Origin of the sequence: Luteolibacter pohnpeiensis (assembly GCF_016595435.1) — a bacterium.
In the GTDB taxonomy this organism is placed as follows: Bacteria; Verrucomicrobiota; Verrucomicrobiia; order Verrucomicrobiales; family Akkermansiaceae; genus Luteolibacter; species Luteolibacter pohnpeiensis.
Genome location: NZ_JAENIJ010000026.1, coordinates 24128 through 40197, shown reverse-complemented (window position 1 = coordinate 40197; position 16070 = coordinate 24128). Strand labels below are relative to the sequence as shown.

Genomic DNA, 16070 nt, shown 5'->3' with positions numbered 1-16070 from the left:
TTCCCCGGCACGCCGCTTGTTTCGTTTGTTAGAGTCCCACCATGGATCCACTGCCGCCGCCTGATCCCAAGCGCTTCGAAGTCTCACGAGGCACCCTTCTTTTTGATCGATTCATGGGGATCGCCATCCGTCTCGGTGGGATTTCGGTGATCCTTGCTGTTTTCGGGATCTTCTACTTCATTGGCAAGGAAGTGGTTCCGTTGTTCCAGTCAGCCGAGGTGAAGCCAGTCGGCATGATGCACTCGGACGTGCCGCCCGCGGTCATGGGGGTCGATGAATGGGGAAAGCTGCCGTTCTTCTACAACGGCGGAGACAAGCTGGTGTTCATCCAGGCGAAGGACCAGTCGCGCAAAGAGGTCGATCTGCCGGATCTGAACGGTGGTCAAATCACGGCGTTTTCCTACGATCCAGTGCATCAACGCGTTGCGCTCGGGTTGGCCGATGGCCAAGTGGGCTCGTTTGCGGTTCATTATCAGCAAACCTACGAGGACGGGAAGTTGTCGGGGGTGGATGCCTCGGTAGAAGAAGAACCTTTTTTCCAGTTGGAGCACGGTGACGGTCCGGTCACAGAAATCAGCTACGGCGATTCCGGCACCGGCAGGATCATCGCGGCAAAACGCGAAGGCAGCACTGGCTCCAGTGTGTCCATCGTGCAGCTTGGCATGAAACGCAGTCTGCTCGGGAAGGGCAAACTCTCGCTCATCGGGGAAACCGAGGTTTCAACGGAATTGCCCGCGCCCGCCTCATTGGTCCGCTCTTCACAAAACGGTGCCATGGTGCTGATCGCTTGTGAAAACGGCGAAGTCGCCTATTTCCTGGCCGATAGCGAAGGGGTTTCGAAGCGGCAAACCTTCAAGCCCTTCGACACTGCCGTGCCACGGCAAATCAATTTCCTTTTCGGTGGAGTTTCGATCATCGTGACTGGATCCGATGGTGAACAATCCCAGTGGTCCCTGTTCCGTAAAAATGGGGAAGGTGAGCGCCTGTTTGGCGAAACCAAGACATTTCCCAATCTGCCGCAAGGCAAAGTTCTTTTCGCAGGCAGCCAACGGAACCGCAGCTTCCTCACCGGGGCAGGGAAGCACCTTTCGATCCGTCACAGCACCTCGGGCGCGGTTCGCTGGGAAGGTGAAACCGACCTGGATCCGGTCGCTGCGGTGCTCGATGCCAAGGGCGAAAATTTCATCGTCGCTGCAGCGGATGGCTCGGCGGAGCGTTATTCCATTCACGATCCCCATCCGGATTCCAGCTGGCGCGCGTTCTTTGGCAAAGTCTGGTATGAAGGTGGATCTGAACCGGTTTATCAATGGCAGTCCACTGGCGGAACGGATGATTTCGAGCCGAAGCTCTCGTTGATCCCCCTCATTTTCGGTTCCTTGAAAGGAACATTCTACGCCTTGCTGTTTTCCATTCCCGTCGCCCTGTTGGCGGCGCTTTTCTCCGCAGCATTTCTGCCGCCGGATATCAAAAAAGTGGTGAAGCCGACGATGGAAATCATGTCTTCCCTGCCATCAGTGGTGCTCGGGTTCCTGGCAGGTCTCTGGTTGGCCCCAATTCTGGAAAACCGGGTCCCATCCGTGCTGTTGATGCTGATTTCGATTCCGCTTACCGCGCTGCTGACCGGATTCGTCTGGTGCCGCTTGCCGATCCAGATTCGCAACCGCTTTGAAGGGGGCCGCGAGTGGTTGGTGGTCTTGCCATTTCTCGCTTTGGCGGCGTGGCTATCCTGGAGCCTTGGCCCGGTGATCGAGAAAATCTTCTTCGTTTATAAGGACCCTGCGACTGGTAAAGAAATCGCAGACTTCCGCGTCTGGTGGCCGCATGCGACCGGTGCCCGCTTCGAGCAGCGCAACTCGTTGGTGCTTGGCTTCATGATGGGCTTCGCCGTCATTCCGGTGATTTTCACGATTGCAGAAGATGCGCTTTCCAACGTGCCGAAATCATTGACGGCCGCTGCATCCGCCCTGGGAGCCAACCGCTGGCAGGTGGTGTGGACGGTGATGCTGCCCGTCGCGTCTTCCGGGATTTTTTCCGCGCTGATGATCGGTTTCGGGCGTGCTGTGGGTGAAACGATGATCATGGTGATGGCCACCGGAAACACCCCGGTCACCCAGTGGAATATTTTCAACGGCATGCGCACCCTTTCCGCCAACATTGCCGTGGAGCTGCCGGAAGCCTCCGAAGGCTCGACCCACTATCGCACTTTGTTCCTCGGGGCGGTTGTTCTTTTTGCCATGACCTTCGTGATGAACACCATTGCAGAAGTGCTGCGCCAGCGCCTGCGTGAGCGCAATAAACTTGTCTGATCCATGTCTGCTGAAGAACCGAAAAACCAAACACCCTTTTCGACCACCGGCCGATCCCGGAAGGGGGAGCCTTGGGTGTGGCTTACCGCCATGGGCTTGTCGATTGGTGTTGTGATGGCGCTTGGCTTGTTGCTTTTGATTGTGGTCAAAGGCACTGCCTCGTTCTGGCCCCGCCGCATCGAGCTGATGGAAGTAAAAACTCCGCAGGGGAAGGAAATGATCGCGGGCTTCATAACCCGCGAGACGGAGAGAAAAGATTCAAGCGGCGCGCTGCATCAGGAGGTCCAGATTTTCCGCGGCAACAAGGATATCTCGGGCGATACATTCCGCTTTTACGATCGGAAAGACATTCTCAAAGCATCCCGGCCGAAGGATTACCTTCGCATTGAGCGGACCGAGTATGGCCCGGCGATCGTCAAGCCGGTTGCGCTCGAAACAAGCTCCGGGAAAGTCCCCGCCAAGGCGGCGGATTTCCACAAGAAGCTCGATGAATGGATTGACCAGGCCGCCGATGCGAGAGCCCAGCTTTTGGTGATCGAGCGGAAAAAAATCGGCGCCATCAGTCGCGAGATTGATGCCCTTGATACCGCGCTGAAAAATCAGAAGGTGGACCCCAAAGTCGCGGAAAAACGCCGCGCCGAGCTGCAGGCGGAGTTTGATCAAAGACAAAAAGAAGCGGCCGAGATTCGTGCCAAATTCACTGGGACCAACCTGCTGGTGCAAACGGCCGATGGCCATGATGCATCGATTCCGGTGGCGAATGTGATGGGAGTTTTTCAATCCAATCAGGCCGGACTGTTTCAACGGATGGGCGAAATGTGGCATCGCATTTGGGAGTTTTTATCGGACGAACCACGCGAGGCGAACACCGAAGGGGGAGTATTTCCCGCCATCTTCGGAACGGTGGTGATGACGCTGGTGATGAGCTTGTTCGTGACACCCTTTGGCGTCATCGCGGCGATCTACCTCCGGGAATACGCGAAGCAGGGCATGGTGGTCCGGATTGTCCGCATTTGCGTGAACAATCTGGCCGGCGTGCCATCCATCGTGTTTGGGGTGTTCGGATTGGCGTTCTTTGTCTATTTTGTCGGAGCAAAGATCGACCACGCATTTTTTGCAGATCAATTGCCGACACCGACCTACGGGACTCCTGGTATTTTGTGGGCATCGCTGACGCTGGCACTGCTGACTTTGCCAGTGGTGATCGTTGCAACCGAGGAAGCGCTTTCCGCAGTGCCGCGCGGGGTGCGTGAGGCTGCTCTCGCGTGTGGTGCCTCGAAATGGCAAACCATCCAGCGGGTGGTTCTGCCTGCTTCGCTGCCCGGGATTCTAACAGGTGTGATTCTGGCGATGGCTCGCGGTGCTGGCGAAGTCGCTCCGTTGATGTTGGTGGGGGTGGTGAAGTTCTCTCCGACCTTGCCCATTGATGGTGTTGCTCCATTCATTCATCCGGATCGCAAGTTCATGCACCTTGGATTCCATATCTTCGACCTCGGTTTCCAATCGCCCGATGCAGAGGCGGCGATTCCTGTGGTATACGCGACCGCACTTCTACTCATCGTGGTGGTGGTGACTCTGAACCTAACTGCCATTCTCATTCGCAACCGGCTGAAAAAACGCTTTGCGACCAGCAGCTTCTAACATGTCAGTTTTTTCAAAACCTCCCGAAGGCGCACGACCGGACTTCATCCGGGTGGATAACTTCAGTTTCCACTACGGGGAGAAACAGGCGATTTTCAACATTGATATGGCCATTCCTGAAAACCAGGTAACGGCCTTGATCGGTCCCTCAGGATGCGGCAAATCAACGCTGCTTCGGAATATGAATCGCATGAACGATCTGGTGGAAGGCGTGCGACATGAAGGGGACATCCGGATCGGTGGCGTGAGTCTGTATGACCCGTCGATTGAGGTGATCTCGCTGAGGAAACGAGTCGGCATGGTATTCCAGAAATACAATCCCTTCGCAAAATCGATCTATGAAAATGTCATCTTCAGCTTGAGGGTGGCAGGCCGGTCAAAGCGCTCCGAATTGGACGAAACCGTGGAGCGTTCACTGCGATCCGCAGCGTTATGGGATGAGGTGAAGGACCGCTTGCACGATTCCGCATTCGGGCTTTCCGGCGGTCAGCAACAGCGGCTTTGCATAGCCCGGGCGATCGCAAATCAGCCGGAGATCCTGCTGATGGACGAGCCGTGCGCTGCCCTCGATCCACTGGCCACTTTGAAGATTGAGCAGCTGATACTCAGTCTGAAGAAACAGTTCACCATCGTCATCGTCACGCACAACATGGAACAGGCAACGCGTTGCTCCGACCGCACGGCGTTTCTTTACATGGGGCGGCTGATCGAATTCGGCGAGACCATGCAGATTTTTGAGAACCCGAAACAAAAGGAAACCGAGGCCTATATCACAGGGCGATTCAGCTGATGAGTGCGAATAGTCAGTCCACCGTGCCAGTCGCCATCGAAGTGAAAGATGTCGATTTCCATTATGGCAAATCCCGTGCGCTTAAAGATATCAATTTGGATATCCATCGCAATGAGATCACGGCGTTCATCGGGCCGTCCGGTTGTGGCAAGTCAACCTTGCTGCGTTGCTTCAACCGCATGAATGACCTGATCCCGGACGCTCGAGTGGTGAAGGGGGAGATTCGCATCGATGGTGTTGAAATCCACAGCCCAGAGGTGGATGGGGTTGAGCTACGACGCCGGATCGGGATGGTCTTCCAGAAATCCAATCCATTTCCCCGCTCGATCTTCGAAAACGTCGCCTATGGTTTGCGCATTCAAGGTGAGAAACGAAAGGCCGTGATCACCGAGAAAGTGGAAAAAGCTCTCCGCGGTGCCGCGCTTTGGAACGAAGTCAAAGACCGGCTTCATGAAAGTGCGTTCGGTCTATCAGGTGGCCAGCAGCAGCGGCTTTGCATCGCCAGAACCATGGCGGTGGAACCAGCAATCATTCTGATGGATGAACCTTGTTCCGCTCTTGATCCGATTGCGACGGCATCAGTCGAGGAACTGATTCTTGATCTGCGCAGTGATTATACGATCGTAATTGTCACACATAACATGCAGCAAGCAACGCGAGTTTCTGATAGGACTGCATTCTTCTACATGGGTGAAGTCGCGGAATATGACTTTACCTCAAAACTTTTTTCCAATCCCTCGAATCCGAAAACTGAACAATACATCACCGGCCGGTTTGGCTGAAACAGTCCGTCATATCCATACTTAACAAGATGCAAACACCGCACATTCTCCGAGACTTCGACCACGCGATATCAACACTCCGCGGCCAGGTGATGTCCATGGCTGCGATTACCAGAAACAATCTGGAGCGTGCGGTGCGATCCCTGCTGGAGCGAAATCCCGAACTGGCAAATGCCGTCATTGCTGATGATTCAGAGGTGGATGATCTCGAGCGCCGGATTGATCAGCTGGGGATGGAAATTTTGGTCCGCTTTCACCCACTTGCAACGGACCTGCGACTGGTGATTTCATCGATGAAGATTTCGATGAACCTCGAACGCATTTCGGACCACGCGACGAACATTGCCAAGCGCGCCAAAAAAATCAGCGCAACGGCGGAAATCCAGGAATGCACCTTGATCGAGCCGATCTATGCGCTGGCGGATCATTTGCTCCGTGATGCCGTGGCGGCCTTTAGTGATCGCGATGTGAAACTTGGTGCTTCGTTGCACGAGCGGGATAAGGAATTGGACAAAATGCACAAGGCTGCCAACGCGACATTTGGCGCGCGCATTGAGCAATCCGTTGGACGTAGTCAGGACTACCTCCATCTCATTCTGATTGTCCGTTCTCTGGAGCGGGTTGGCGATCTGGCGACCAACATCGGCGAGGATGCCGTGTTTTTGGACTCTGCCAAAGATCTGCGCCACGAGTCGAAGCGCAACGTGTAAGCTTCAGACAATTAAGGAGCTAGCGATCGTGGTTGGGGGATTGTCCCAATCACTGGATTTGTTAGATCTTTGACACGGTTTTTGGATTGCCGTGGCGGCGGGGTCTGATAGCTTCCATGCGATTGCTGGGAAAGGTTATGACAGCCGTGCTTGAATTACCCGTGCTCGTACTCAATCGGTTTTGGCAACCGGTCCATACTTGCTCCGTCAAACGTGCCGTTCACTTGCTTTGTTTAGGCCACGCACAAGTCGTGCAGGTCGATGGCGAGGAGCGGTTCAAAACCCACGACCTCGGATCCTGGATCAACCATTCCAGGCAGGTCGTCGATTTGGAAATGATCCACGGCGCCAGGCTCGCCTTGCGTGTGCCCAAGATTTTGGTGCTCGGCATTTACGATAAATTGCCACGCCTTGAAGTGAAATTCACCCGCCGGAACGTGTTCCTGCGGGACAAGTTCACCTGTCAGTATTGCACCAAGGTGCTGCCGGAAAATCAGCTCAATCTGGATCACGTGATGCCGCGGGATAAGGGCGGTCGCACGACCTGGGAAAACATCGTCACTTCCTGTGTGCGCTGCAACACCCGCAAGGCGAACAAACTTCCGGATCAAGCCGGCATGCATCCGCTATGCAAACCTGTCGCCCCGAAGTGGCGCCCACTTTTTGGACTGATCGAAAACGGCCTTTGTGACGAGAGCTGGAATCACTTCCTCAATTACGGAAAGCGTGAGACGAGAAAGTCGGCGTGATTGGAATTTTTCAGTCGCAGCCACTTGATGATAGATGACGACTCTCGATCATCGCTTCGATTTTTTCCCAATGCTGGCCATCTCCGCTGTGATCAACGGGTAGCGCTCCTGCATCTCATCTGTGATTCGCTTGATATAGACTGCCTGATTCGCAGTTTCCGCTGGCGGGCTGTTAAAGTTGTAAGCCCCAGGGAGGTTGGTCGATAGGGATGAGGTAACAGAATGATTGCCCGTATTTCGTCGGCATAAGGCAAATTTTATTCATGGGATTTACCCCTGAACTTGCCAAACTGAAACAACATTCGTTAAGAGTTTTACATGGATTTACGGGGTTGCTCGAAACTTAAATTGATTCTTGGCTTGCCACTTTTTTGGGCTGCTCCCGCTCAAGCCATCGAAACGGAATTCTGGTCGGTAACAGGCACTCCCGCAGGCATTGAGGAAATGATGCCTGTCGCTGAGAAAATCGTCCGCAAGGCACCGGTCCAGGGTGATTTCGTGCAGTCGGGAGATTATGTGGAAGAGCATCAGCTGATACGAATCCGCGGCTGTCTGGTGCCGCCGGTGTCTGGAAAGTATCGCTTCGCCGTCGCTGGAGATGACATGGCGATCCTTGAAATGTCTGACGACGCGACGCCATTTCACTGCAAGCGGATTGCCCGGATGAGTGGCGACACCGCGAAAAATGCCTGGGGTGCCAGGGAAGGGCAGGTGAGTGAATTCATCACCCTGGAACAGGGAAAATCGGTTTATTTCGAGGTCTGGGGCATGAACCATCTCGGTCAGGCTCACTTGGAAATGGGGTGGTCGTTGCCAGGTTCAGAGGTGGTCGTTCCTGTTCCTCTAAAATACCAAGGGCAACCTGTGGTGACCGATTACCAACCGACCGCAGCCGATCAAAATGACAATGGTCTGCCAGATGCGTGGGAAAAGAAAACCCAGCTGACTGACTCGGAGCATCTTCTCACCTTTCAGGACCCGGATGGTGATGGCGCGAACCATCGCATGGAGTTCATCGCTGGGACGGACCCGTTGGTTGCGGAAAGCACCGAGGGGAAACTGCTGGCAGAAATCTGGACTGGATTGGGGCGGCAGGCTGAAATCCAGATGGATGGCGCGACCGACCATCATCTGCCCCGTCCGGCATCGTTTACCAAATTGGTATCCGGCGCTTCCGGAAATAGCTACATCACTTGGACGGTGAGACGATTGCGTGGGTATGTGACGCCAGAGATTTCCGGCAACTATCAATTCCGGGTGACAGGTAATGGCAAGTTGCGGTTTTTCATTTCGCCTGATCAATCCCCCCTGCGCGAAGCGGTTGCTGTCGATGCGGGTGCTGCGGTTGAGCACTCAAATTTGGATCTGAAAAACGATGGCCTTTTTCCATTCTCGGCGCCGGTCGAGTTGCAGGCCGGTTCGAGACATTACATCGAGATTTTGTTCTACATGGAGACTTCACCATCGGGGTTGAGCTTCGAGTGGAAACGTCCGGACGGTGAGCGCGAATCGGTTCCGCTAACTATGCTGTCATCGTTTACCTATGCGGAAGGCGATGCGGATCGAGATGATTTGCCGGACGAATGGGAAAAGAACCATGGCTTAAGCACATCTGGATCGGATCTTGAGCACTTGGCATTTGGAGATCCCGACCATGACGGATTGGAGAACGGTGAAGAATACCTTTGCGGATCTGATCCGTTGACCGCGGATACGGATGGCGATGGCATTTCTGATGGCATCGAAGTTCACTTGTTAGGCACCGGGCCGGCTGATTCGACTCCGGTGGCTGGGGAAGCTCATTCGATCGACCTCTTTTCCGGTAAACCATTGACTTACGGATGGAGTAAAAAAATCGGTGGGCATTATGAAGATTGGTCTGTTTATCCCGGAGATCATCCGGATGAGAATGCCAATGCTCTTTCCAGCGCGCGTGGACTCGGCACCTATGAATGGCCCCTCAAATTCGATCAACCTGGATTCCATTTGATCTCTGCGGATGCTCAAATTGTATCGACTTCCCTCAATCGTGGAAACCAGACGGAGTGGTGGATCGATGATGTCCGCTTGCCGAATGTGCAACTTTTCGGGCGTACCTTTTCGGTATTGAATGCCCGATTTCTAACACCATGGCTCAGTGCCGGGGAACATCGGTTGAAGCTCAGACTGCGGGCCATGAATGCAGCATCAACCGTCCGGCTTTTTTCTTTAACCGAAACACCTATTCTGGATGGCGAGGCGACGAGTGCGATTAAAAAACAGCTGGCTGCGGAGAATCACTTCATCCGCGGGACCGGGAAAAGCGCAACCTCGCCAGCGTGTGTCGAGTATGTGACTCGTCTGCAACAGTCGACCGACCTGATTGCGGGTGAAAATACGAAGATCCCCGCGCGCTTGCTCGGGACTCATCAAATGTGGGCCGAGGTTCCGTTGCCGGAGAATGGCGAACCGTTGGCGATCCGCTTCGATGCGGAAATGGGAGGTTTGCAACCCAATGCCGAGGTTCAATGGGGGGCGACAAATGTTCTTGATGGTGTCGGACTCACCATCCGTCAGGGAGACTCATTGCGATTGATCGCTGCCGGGCCTGATGGAGCTTCTGGAGAAGGAAAGGTCGTGATTGCTGGCAAATCTTTCACCGCCAATGAAAACACGCCGTATATCTACAAGTTCGAAAAGTCCGGCATGGTTTCAGTTCAGGGAACCTTCGATCCAAGCGACGGTGGTAAAACGATTTCAGGAAAGTTGAACGTGTTGGTCATTCCTTCGGTGCAGACAAAAGATGTGGGATGGGCGCGCGCCGGGAAGGCCGGTCTGAAGATCGATGCACCGATGTTTCCACTCGTTTTGGATGGGCTGGGTATCGTTCAAATCGGAGCGAATGATGATTCCCTGCAAGCCGAACTCATTCCCAAAATTCCAGGGAATTTCGAACTCCCCATGCGCACCCAGCAAGATGGCCCTATCGTTGGAACCATCGCGATGCATTCCTGTTATCTGGAATTAATGTCGAGCATCATCTGGTCGAATTATTCCGAAACCTCATTTGATTCGCGTTTAGGAGGGGTGGGTCGATATGAAACCTTGGTATTGATTGAGAACCCGGTGCCTGGCGGAGCCGCTCACCTGACTTCCTACTATCCGGATAATTGGCTCCCGGCCCATACTGGTGGTAAAAATGAAGCCATCCAGCCACTCACCCAACGGAACGAGGAGGGCTGGTTGCTGTTTCATTCGCTACGCAACAAAACGAGTGGCTCCTTCCTGCATGATGTGGTTCTCGATTTACCGGATGGTACCAGCTACTGAGTAAGTGGATTCAATCTAACGGACCTGACGTCGCGTCCCATCGTCATCCACTTCCCATAGTTGGGTTGATGGTTGAGAAGTGTATTCCTCGCCATCTTCAAAGTATTGTGTCGTGACGAGTTGCTTGTATTGGCGAGTCCCTGCGACGCGCATCCGTTTCAGTCGGCTCCGGCGGGTTAGAGTGTCCTTGCTGATATGGTCACCCTGGTAGGATTCCGTGAGTGCTTGCACAATGTTATTGCTGTCCTGACTCATGAAACGGAAGGACTGGACGATGTGGCCACCCATGATGTTTTGAGCCATGAAATCACGGGATAAGCTGGAGGGATCAGCACTCCGCTCCACGATGACCAGCACCTTCTGTGGTTCAATTTCCGACAACGGTTTTCTCCAACTTGGGTTCTCTGCGGGTATGGTGTCTTCGATTCGCCACTGCAGCACTTTCCAGCCTTTTTCCTGCTGTTGAATGTTGAGGATAAAACCGGCCGACTGCACTTGGAAATCCGCACTGTCATCGTGGCGAAGTATACGCAGTCCTTCCACCGAGCTGAATTGAGGAGCCAGGTCGTGAAGCGGTTTGTCAGTCATAAAAATGAACCAATACAACTGGCTCCATTCATAGTCATAGGTGGGCGGATTCCCTTTTTTCCCTGGAGCGGAGTAAATCGTCGCAGTGTAGAAGGGAGTTGAGATGCTCCAGGTCAACGGTGGCGGGTTGCCAGTTTCGAAATGCTTCAAGGCGGCACCTTCATAGGGTGGTTCCTTAAGTAATGGATGATCGACCTCTAATTGCGGCGCACTCCAGACCGATTGAACGCTCAAATATGTGAATGCCAACGCCGCAAATCGAATCTTCATGACTGATCCAATCAAGGATTCGATCAGATTTCAAGTTTACTTGAAAAGCGCGTCCACTCCCATCGCGGATTTTCGCAAAAACTTGGGCATCGCTCGTTTGTCGCGTGGTCGAAAGATGCGATAGGCCACGCCAAGCAAGTTCAGGGTGAACAGGTGATCGATCAACCGATAGCCGCGTTTCCTGCGAAGCAAAACCGCAGCCGCGATGCGCAGGGAGCGACTTGTTAGACGAATCGGCTCGAAGGAAATTTTGATCCGATAGCGCTGGCGGATTTTTCGCGGCCAGCGCTGCTTGTAGGTCTTTTTCGCGGCGCGGATTTCTTTACCCAGCTCCTCATCGTAGGGCATAAGGTAGTAGCGGCGCGCGAGCAGGATCAGCCCGAACAAGTCGCGCATGTGCTCGATGTCATCCACGGGCAGACCGGCTTTGCGGGCGTTGTCGATCATGGGTGGAAACAGCAAGGCCGCCGCTTCGCCGCCGCGCAGCACGCGTTCGGGATCGCGAATGAAATGCCGCAAAACTTTTCGCACCGCGTGATTGATGAACAAGGAATCCCAGTAGACATGCAACAACGGCGGAATCCGCACCCGGCGAAAGAAAAGTTTCATCCGCGCGAATTCCTCGATGTAGAGAATCTCTTGCACCACCGTGTCCGCGTCGCGCAACAGCTCGAGAATCGCAGTGGATTTCTCAGGGAAATGCGTGCCGATCACTTGCTCAACGGTTTGCCCGTTTTTGAAAATGCCGATTGCCGCGAGCACGCTCAGGCGCACCCAAATATCGCGGTGGTTCGATTCCAAAAAGGTGAGCCGCTTGAACCGATGCCAGCCGCCGGTTTGGCACCACACCGACATGCCAACTACGTTGTCTGCCGTAGCAAGCTCGCGCTGGAAGCGTTCGCAATCGCGGCCTATGAACGATGGATATTCGCCTGCACCTTCGTATTCGCGCCGCGCCTGAAGCTCGAGAATCTTCGGCTGCGAAATCCGGAAGAACGCGCGATTCAGCGGCAGGTAGCGGAAGAAATCGCTTTCGCCGTGTTTCATGGAAACCACGAAGTTCGGCGAATCGATGCCCGCAAGCGTACTGGCCAGGGTTCTCCGATGCCAGATCAGGTCGCCAATTTTGTGTGCGCCGACGGTCCAAGTTCGCAGGATCAAGGTGCGGCCGCGCTGATCGAATTCGGTGAGAATGTCTTTCAGGAATCGATTGGTCTCCGCCGGTCCGCGCAGGTGGAGACGGGTGCGAATGGGATCGCGCACGTCGTTGCCATCACTTTCACCGATGCGCAGGATCAGTCCGCTCAATTGAGGGAAATCATCCAAGGTCTGGGAAACCAGCTGCCGGTAGTAAGTCGAGAGTACCCCGGAATCATCGCCGATGATCGCATCGACTGCCGGGGTGGACGGAATGACATCTGATGTTAGAAAAATTTTGAGCCCGAACTCATCGCGCAGGATGTTGAAAAGTCGGGAAAACTCATCGCGGAAAACTTCGATTCGCTGGGCAACTTCCGGCTCGTGCGCGGGATGGCGCGCAAGGTGCGCGAGGTCATCGAGCGTGACGGCATTGTAACCGATGGCTTTGACTTGCCCGGCAACGGAGCGCAAATCCTCGGCGATCTGGTCCCATTGCTCGCGTCGGCCGGGCTCGGTGGTTTTGAGATGCTGGAACGGAATTTTCGACCAGTTGATGCGTTGCTTGTCGTATCCCCGGAAAAACGGACCGATGGCATCGATGAGAAAGAGTTCCATGCGAAAGGACTCTAAATTCCCAACAGCCTACCGCCTGGCGAGGGAGCGATGTTGACGGAATCGTCACTTACTCAGATCTCTCAAAACTGCGCAATTCCCTCACGGCACGGGTTTGCCGGTGGACATGTGGCTGAGGAGTTTTTGGTTGAACTCGTCGGCCATGTTGAATCCGAGGCGGCGCAGTTGCTGGTCGAGCGCGGCGATCGCGACCATGCGCGCGGTGTCACGACCGGGACCGACGGGGATTTCGACGTGGGCGATGTGCTGGCCGAGAATTTCGTAAGTCTTCGGCTGCATACCGAGCCGGTCGACTTCGTTCAGGTCGGTCGCGGGTTTGAGCGTGACGACGAGATCGAGCCGTTTGTCCGGGCGAATCGAGGCGAGGCCAAACAGGTTGGCGACGTTGATGATGCCGATGCCGCGGATTTCCATGTAGCCGCGCGAAAGGTCGGGGGACGTCGCGACGAGCTCGCCGCCGACGTATTTGATGCGCACCATGTCATCGGCCACCAACGAGGCACCGCGTTCTAACAAACCGATCGCGGTTTCCGATTTTCCGGAGCCGCTTTTACCGACGATCAGGACGCCGACGCCGCGCATGTCGACCATGCAGCCGTGCATGGTGACGCTGGGTGCGAATTCGTGTTCCAGCCGGATGGTGGCGGCGTTGAGGAATTTCATCGTCACCTGCGAAGTGCCGAAAATCGGGATCACGTGCTCGCGGGCGACGGCCATGAGATCCTCACCGAGCGTCGCGCCACGGGCGACGACGATGCAGGGGATGTCGCGATCGCACATGCGGCGGAATCGGTCACCGCGCATCGCTTCGGGCAGTTTTTTCAGATACGACAACTCCGAGTTTCCTAGTACTTGGACGCGCTTGCGGGCGAAGTAGGAGAAAAATCCGGCGAGCGCGAGTCCCGGGCGATTGATCGCCGGTTCGCTGATCGGCCGATCGAATCCGACTCCCTCGCCGTGCAAGGTGAGGCCGAGTGCTTCGCCGTGTTGTTCGAAAAATTTCCCTACGGTGATGGAGGCGACGGTTTTTACGCGCGGAGGCATGGAAAGAAACTAGGACTGGATTTTTGCGAAGACGAGTCCGCTGCGGGACGGGCTGTAGATTTGCATGATCCCGTCGGCTTGGACAGGGTATTCCGAGTCGGCGTCGATTCGGCCGTGGCCGCCGAATTGAGGTTGGTCGGTATCGAGCACGATTCGCCGCGTCTCCATGCCCGGGACTTGCAGCGGATAGCCGAAATAGGAGCCGTCGGTGGAAAAGTTGAGCACGAAAATGAGGTTGGCGCGCTCGGCACAGATCAGTTTCTTTTCGTGATCGAGGTAAAGCAGCTGCGCCGGTGCGGCGGAGAGCAATTGGCGATCGGTGGCGAGTTTCATCAATTCGCGGTCAAACGCGGCAAGCCACTGGTATTTCAAATTCGGGCTGTCGACCAGCGACCACTGGCGGCGGCAATAATGGTAAGACCAGCCGTTGCCCTCGCGCGGGAAATCGAGCCATTCCGGGTGGCCGAATTCGTTGCCCATGAAATTCAGCCAGCCTTCGCCACCGATGGCCAGCGTGATGAGGCGGATCATTTTGTGCAGCGCAATGCCGCGCTCGATGATAGGATCCGGATCGGTTAGACCCATGTGCCAATACATTTCCTTATCCATCAGGCGGAAGGCGAGGGTCTTGTCGCCGACGAGCGCCTGATCGTGACTTTCCGCGTAAGCAATGGTGGCTTCGCCGAAACGACGGTTTGCGAGGACGCCCCAGAGTTCGCCGAGGTCCCAATCCTCGTCGCGTGTGTGCTTGAGCAGCTTGATCCAGTGGTCGGGGATGCCCATGGCCAGTCGATGGGTGAAGCCGATCCCGCCGTCTGGCAAAGGTCGGCAAAGCCCGGGCATGCCGGACATGTCTTCCGCCACCGCGATGGCTCCGGGTTTCAAGTCCTGGATCAGTTTTGCCGCCAGCTGTAGATAGAGAATCGCATCGTCATCCGCATCGCCGCCGAAGTAGTCACCATAATCACCGAAGGCTTTGTTGCCGTGCGAATGATAGAGCATCGAGGTCACGCCATCGAAGCGGAAGCCGTCAAAACGGAACTCCTCAAGCCAGTAGCGAACGTTTGAAAGCAGGAACTGCCGGACTTCCGGTTTTGAATAATCGAAGCATTTGGAATCCCATTGCGGATGATCTCCTCGGCCGCCGTGGTGGAAATATTGATTGCCGGAGCCATCGAAGTCGTTGAGCCCTTCGGCTGTGTTTTTGACGGCGTGCGAATGCACGATGTCGAGCAACACCGCGAGGTTGAGTCCGTGGGCGGTATCGATCAGGTATTTCAAATCCTCCGGCGTGCCAAAGCGTGAGCACGGAGCGAAAAACGATGAAACGTGGTAGCCGAATGAGCCATAGTAAGGGTGCTCCTGCACGGCCATCAACTGGATCGTATTGTAGCCGGCGGCGACGATGCGTGGCAGGATTTGATCGGCAAACTCGCGGTAGGTGTGAATCCGCGGTTCTTCGCCCGCCATGCCGACGTGGGTTTCGTAAATCAACGGAGCCTCGATCACCGACGGGTCGAAGCGATGTTGCCAAACGTAGGGTTCCGGCGGATTCCAGATTTGCCCCGAGTAATCATTGCTTGCCGGGTCCTGCACCGCGCGGCGGATGCAGGCGGGAATGCGATCGCGGCGCGAGCCGTCGGCACCGACGATGTGGAGTTTGACGCGCTGGCCATGTTTCAGTGAATCGGCCGGGAGCCTGAGTTGCCAAACGCCGCCACCGGCGGGGGCAAGCGGGTGGGTTTCCCGGTTCCAGCCGTTGAAATCGCCGATCAGAGAAACGGCTTTCGCGGCCGGTGCCCATTCGCGGATCATCCATTGCGCTGCGGATGGTTGGAAATGCACACCGGTGAATTTGTGGCCGGTAGCATAGGCCGCGAGCGATCCGGCGCTGCTTTCGATATCGCCAAGGGTGCGGGTAAAACGATCGAGCCGGTTCTGGATTGCTGCTTCAAAGGGTTCGAGCCAAGGGTCGTCTTTGATGAGTTGAGGTTGATCCGGCATTGCTTTGAAATTGGCCTTTATGGGGGAAGTGTAAAAGAGAAATCGAATTTCAAATCACGGATCGTTCCGCCGTGAAACTTGGCGCTTGGATCGGCGCGGCAGCC

General features: G+C 55.3%; 11 protein-coding genes. 7 read left to right on the top strand and 4 right to left on the bottom strand.

The window, feature by feature from the left end; translation table 11 throughout:
- The first annotated feature begins 41 nt into the window (after positions 1–41).
- The 7 genes from JIN85_RS14975 to JIN85_RS14945 all read left to right on the top strand — a co-directional run bounded on the left by JIN85_RS14975 (position 42) and on the right by JIN85_RS14945 (position 10287).
- Positions 42–2306, top strand: coding sequence for an ABC transporter permease subunit (locus JIN85_RS14975; protein WP_200272165.1), 2265 nt, complete (start codon positions 42–44; stop codon positions 2304–2306).
- A 3-nt stretch (positions 2307–2309) separates the two neighbouring features.
- Positions 2310–3947, top strand: coding sequence for a phosphate ABC transporter permease PstA (gene pstA, locus JIN85_RS14970; RefSeq protein ID WP_200272163.1), 1638 nt, complete (start codon positions 2310–2312; stop codon positions 3945–3947).
- A gap of 1 nt (position 3948) precedes the next feature.
- Positions 3949–4737: a phosphate ABC transporter ATP-binding protein PstB gene (gene pstB / locus JIN85_RS14965; protein ID WP_200272161.1), complete on the top strand. Its 789-nt coding sequence runs from the start codon at positions 3949–3951 to the stop codon at positions 4735–4737.
- On the top strand, positions 4737–5519 hold the full coding sequence (pstB, locus tag JIN85_RS14960; protein WP_200272159.1) for a phosphate ABC transporter ATP-binding protein PstB: 783 nt from the start codon (positions 4737–4739) through the stop codon (positions 5517–5519). Before pstB (JIN85_RS14965) ends, pstB (JIN85_RS14960) begins: the two co-directional genes overlap by 1 nt.
- Before the next feature lie 29 nt (positions 5520–5548).
- Positions 5549–6229: a phosphate signaling complex protein PhoU gene (gene phoU / locus JIN85_RS14955; RefSeq protein ID WP_200272157.1), complete on the top strand. Its 681-nt coding sequence runs from the start codon at positions 5549–5551 to the stop codon at positions 6227–6229.
- 137 nt (positions 6230–6366) lie between these two features.
- Positions 6367–6978, top strand: a complete 612-nt coding sequence (locus tag JIN85_RS14950) for an HNH endonuclease (protein WP_200272155.1) — start codon at positions 6367–6369, stop codon at positions 6976–6978.
- A gap of 360 nt (positions 6979–7338) precedes the next feature.
- The gene (locus JIN85_RS14945; protein WP_200272153.1) at positions 7339–10287 is read left to right on the top strand and encodes a PA14 domain-containing protein; all 2949 of its coding nucleotides are present in this window, start codon (positions 7339–7341) and stop codon (positions 10285–10287) included.
- Between the two features lie 15 nt (positions 10288–10302).
- Here the strand turns inward: JIN85_RS14945 and JIN85_RS14940 are convergent, their stop codons facing one another.
- The 4 genes from JIN85_RS14940 to JIN85_RS14925 form a co-directional block, all read right to left on the bottom strand.
- Entirely contained in the window at positions 10303–11145 is an 843-nt protein-coding gene (locus JIN85_RS14940) for a hypothetical protein (protein WP_200272151.1), read from the bottom strand.
- 36 nt (positions 11146–11181) lie between these two features.
- Positions 11182–12900: a hypothetical protein gene (locus JIN85_RS14935; protein WP_200272149.1), complete on the bottom strand. Its 1719-nt coding sequence runs from the start codon at positions 12898–12900 to the stop codon at positions 11182–11184.
- Between the two features lie 99 nt (positions 12901–12999).
- Entirely contained in the window at positions 13000–13962 is a 963-nt protein-coding gene (gene hprK, locus JIN85_RS14930) for an HPr(Ser) kinase/phosphatase (protein WP_200272147.1), read from the bottom strand.
- A gap of 9 nt (positions 13963–13971) precedes the next feature.
- Positions 13972–15966, bottom strand: a complete 1995-nt coding sequence (locus tag JIN85_RS14925; RefSeq protein ID WP_200272145.1) for an alpha amylase C-terminal domain-containing protein — start codon at positions 15964–15966, stop codon at positions 13972–13974.
- Positions 15967–16070 lie beyond the last annotated feature (104 nt).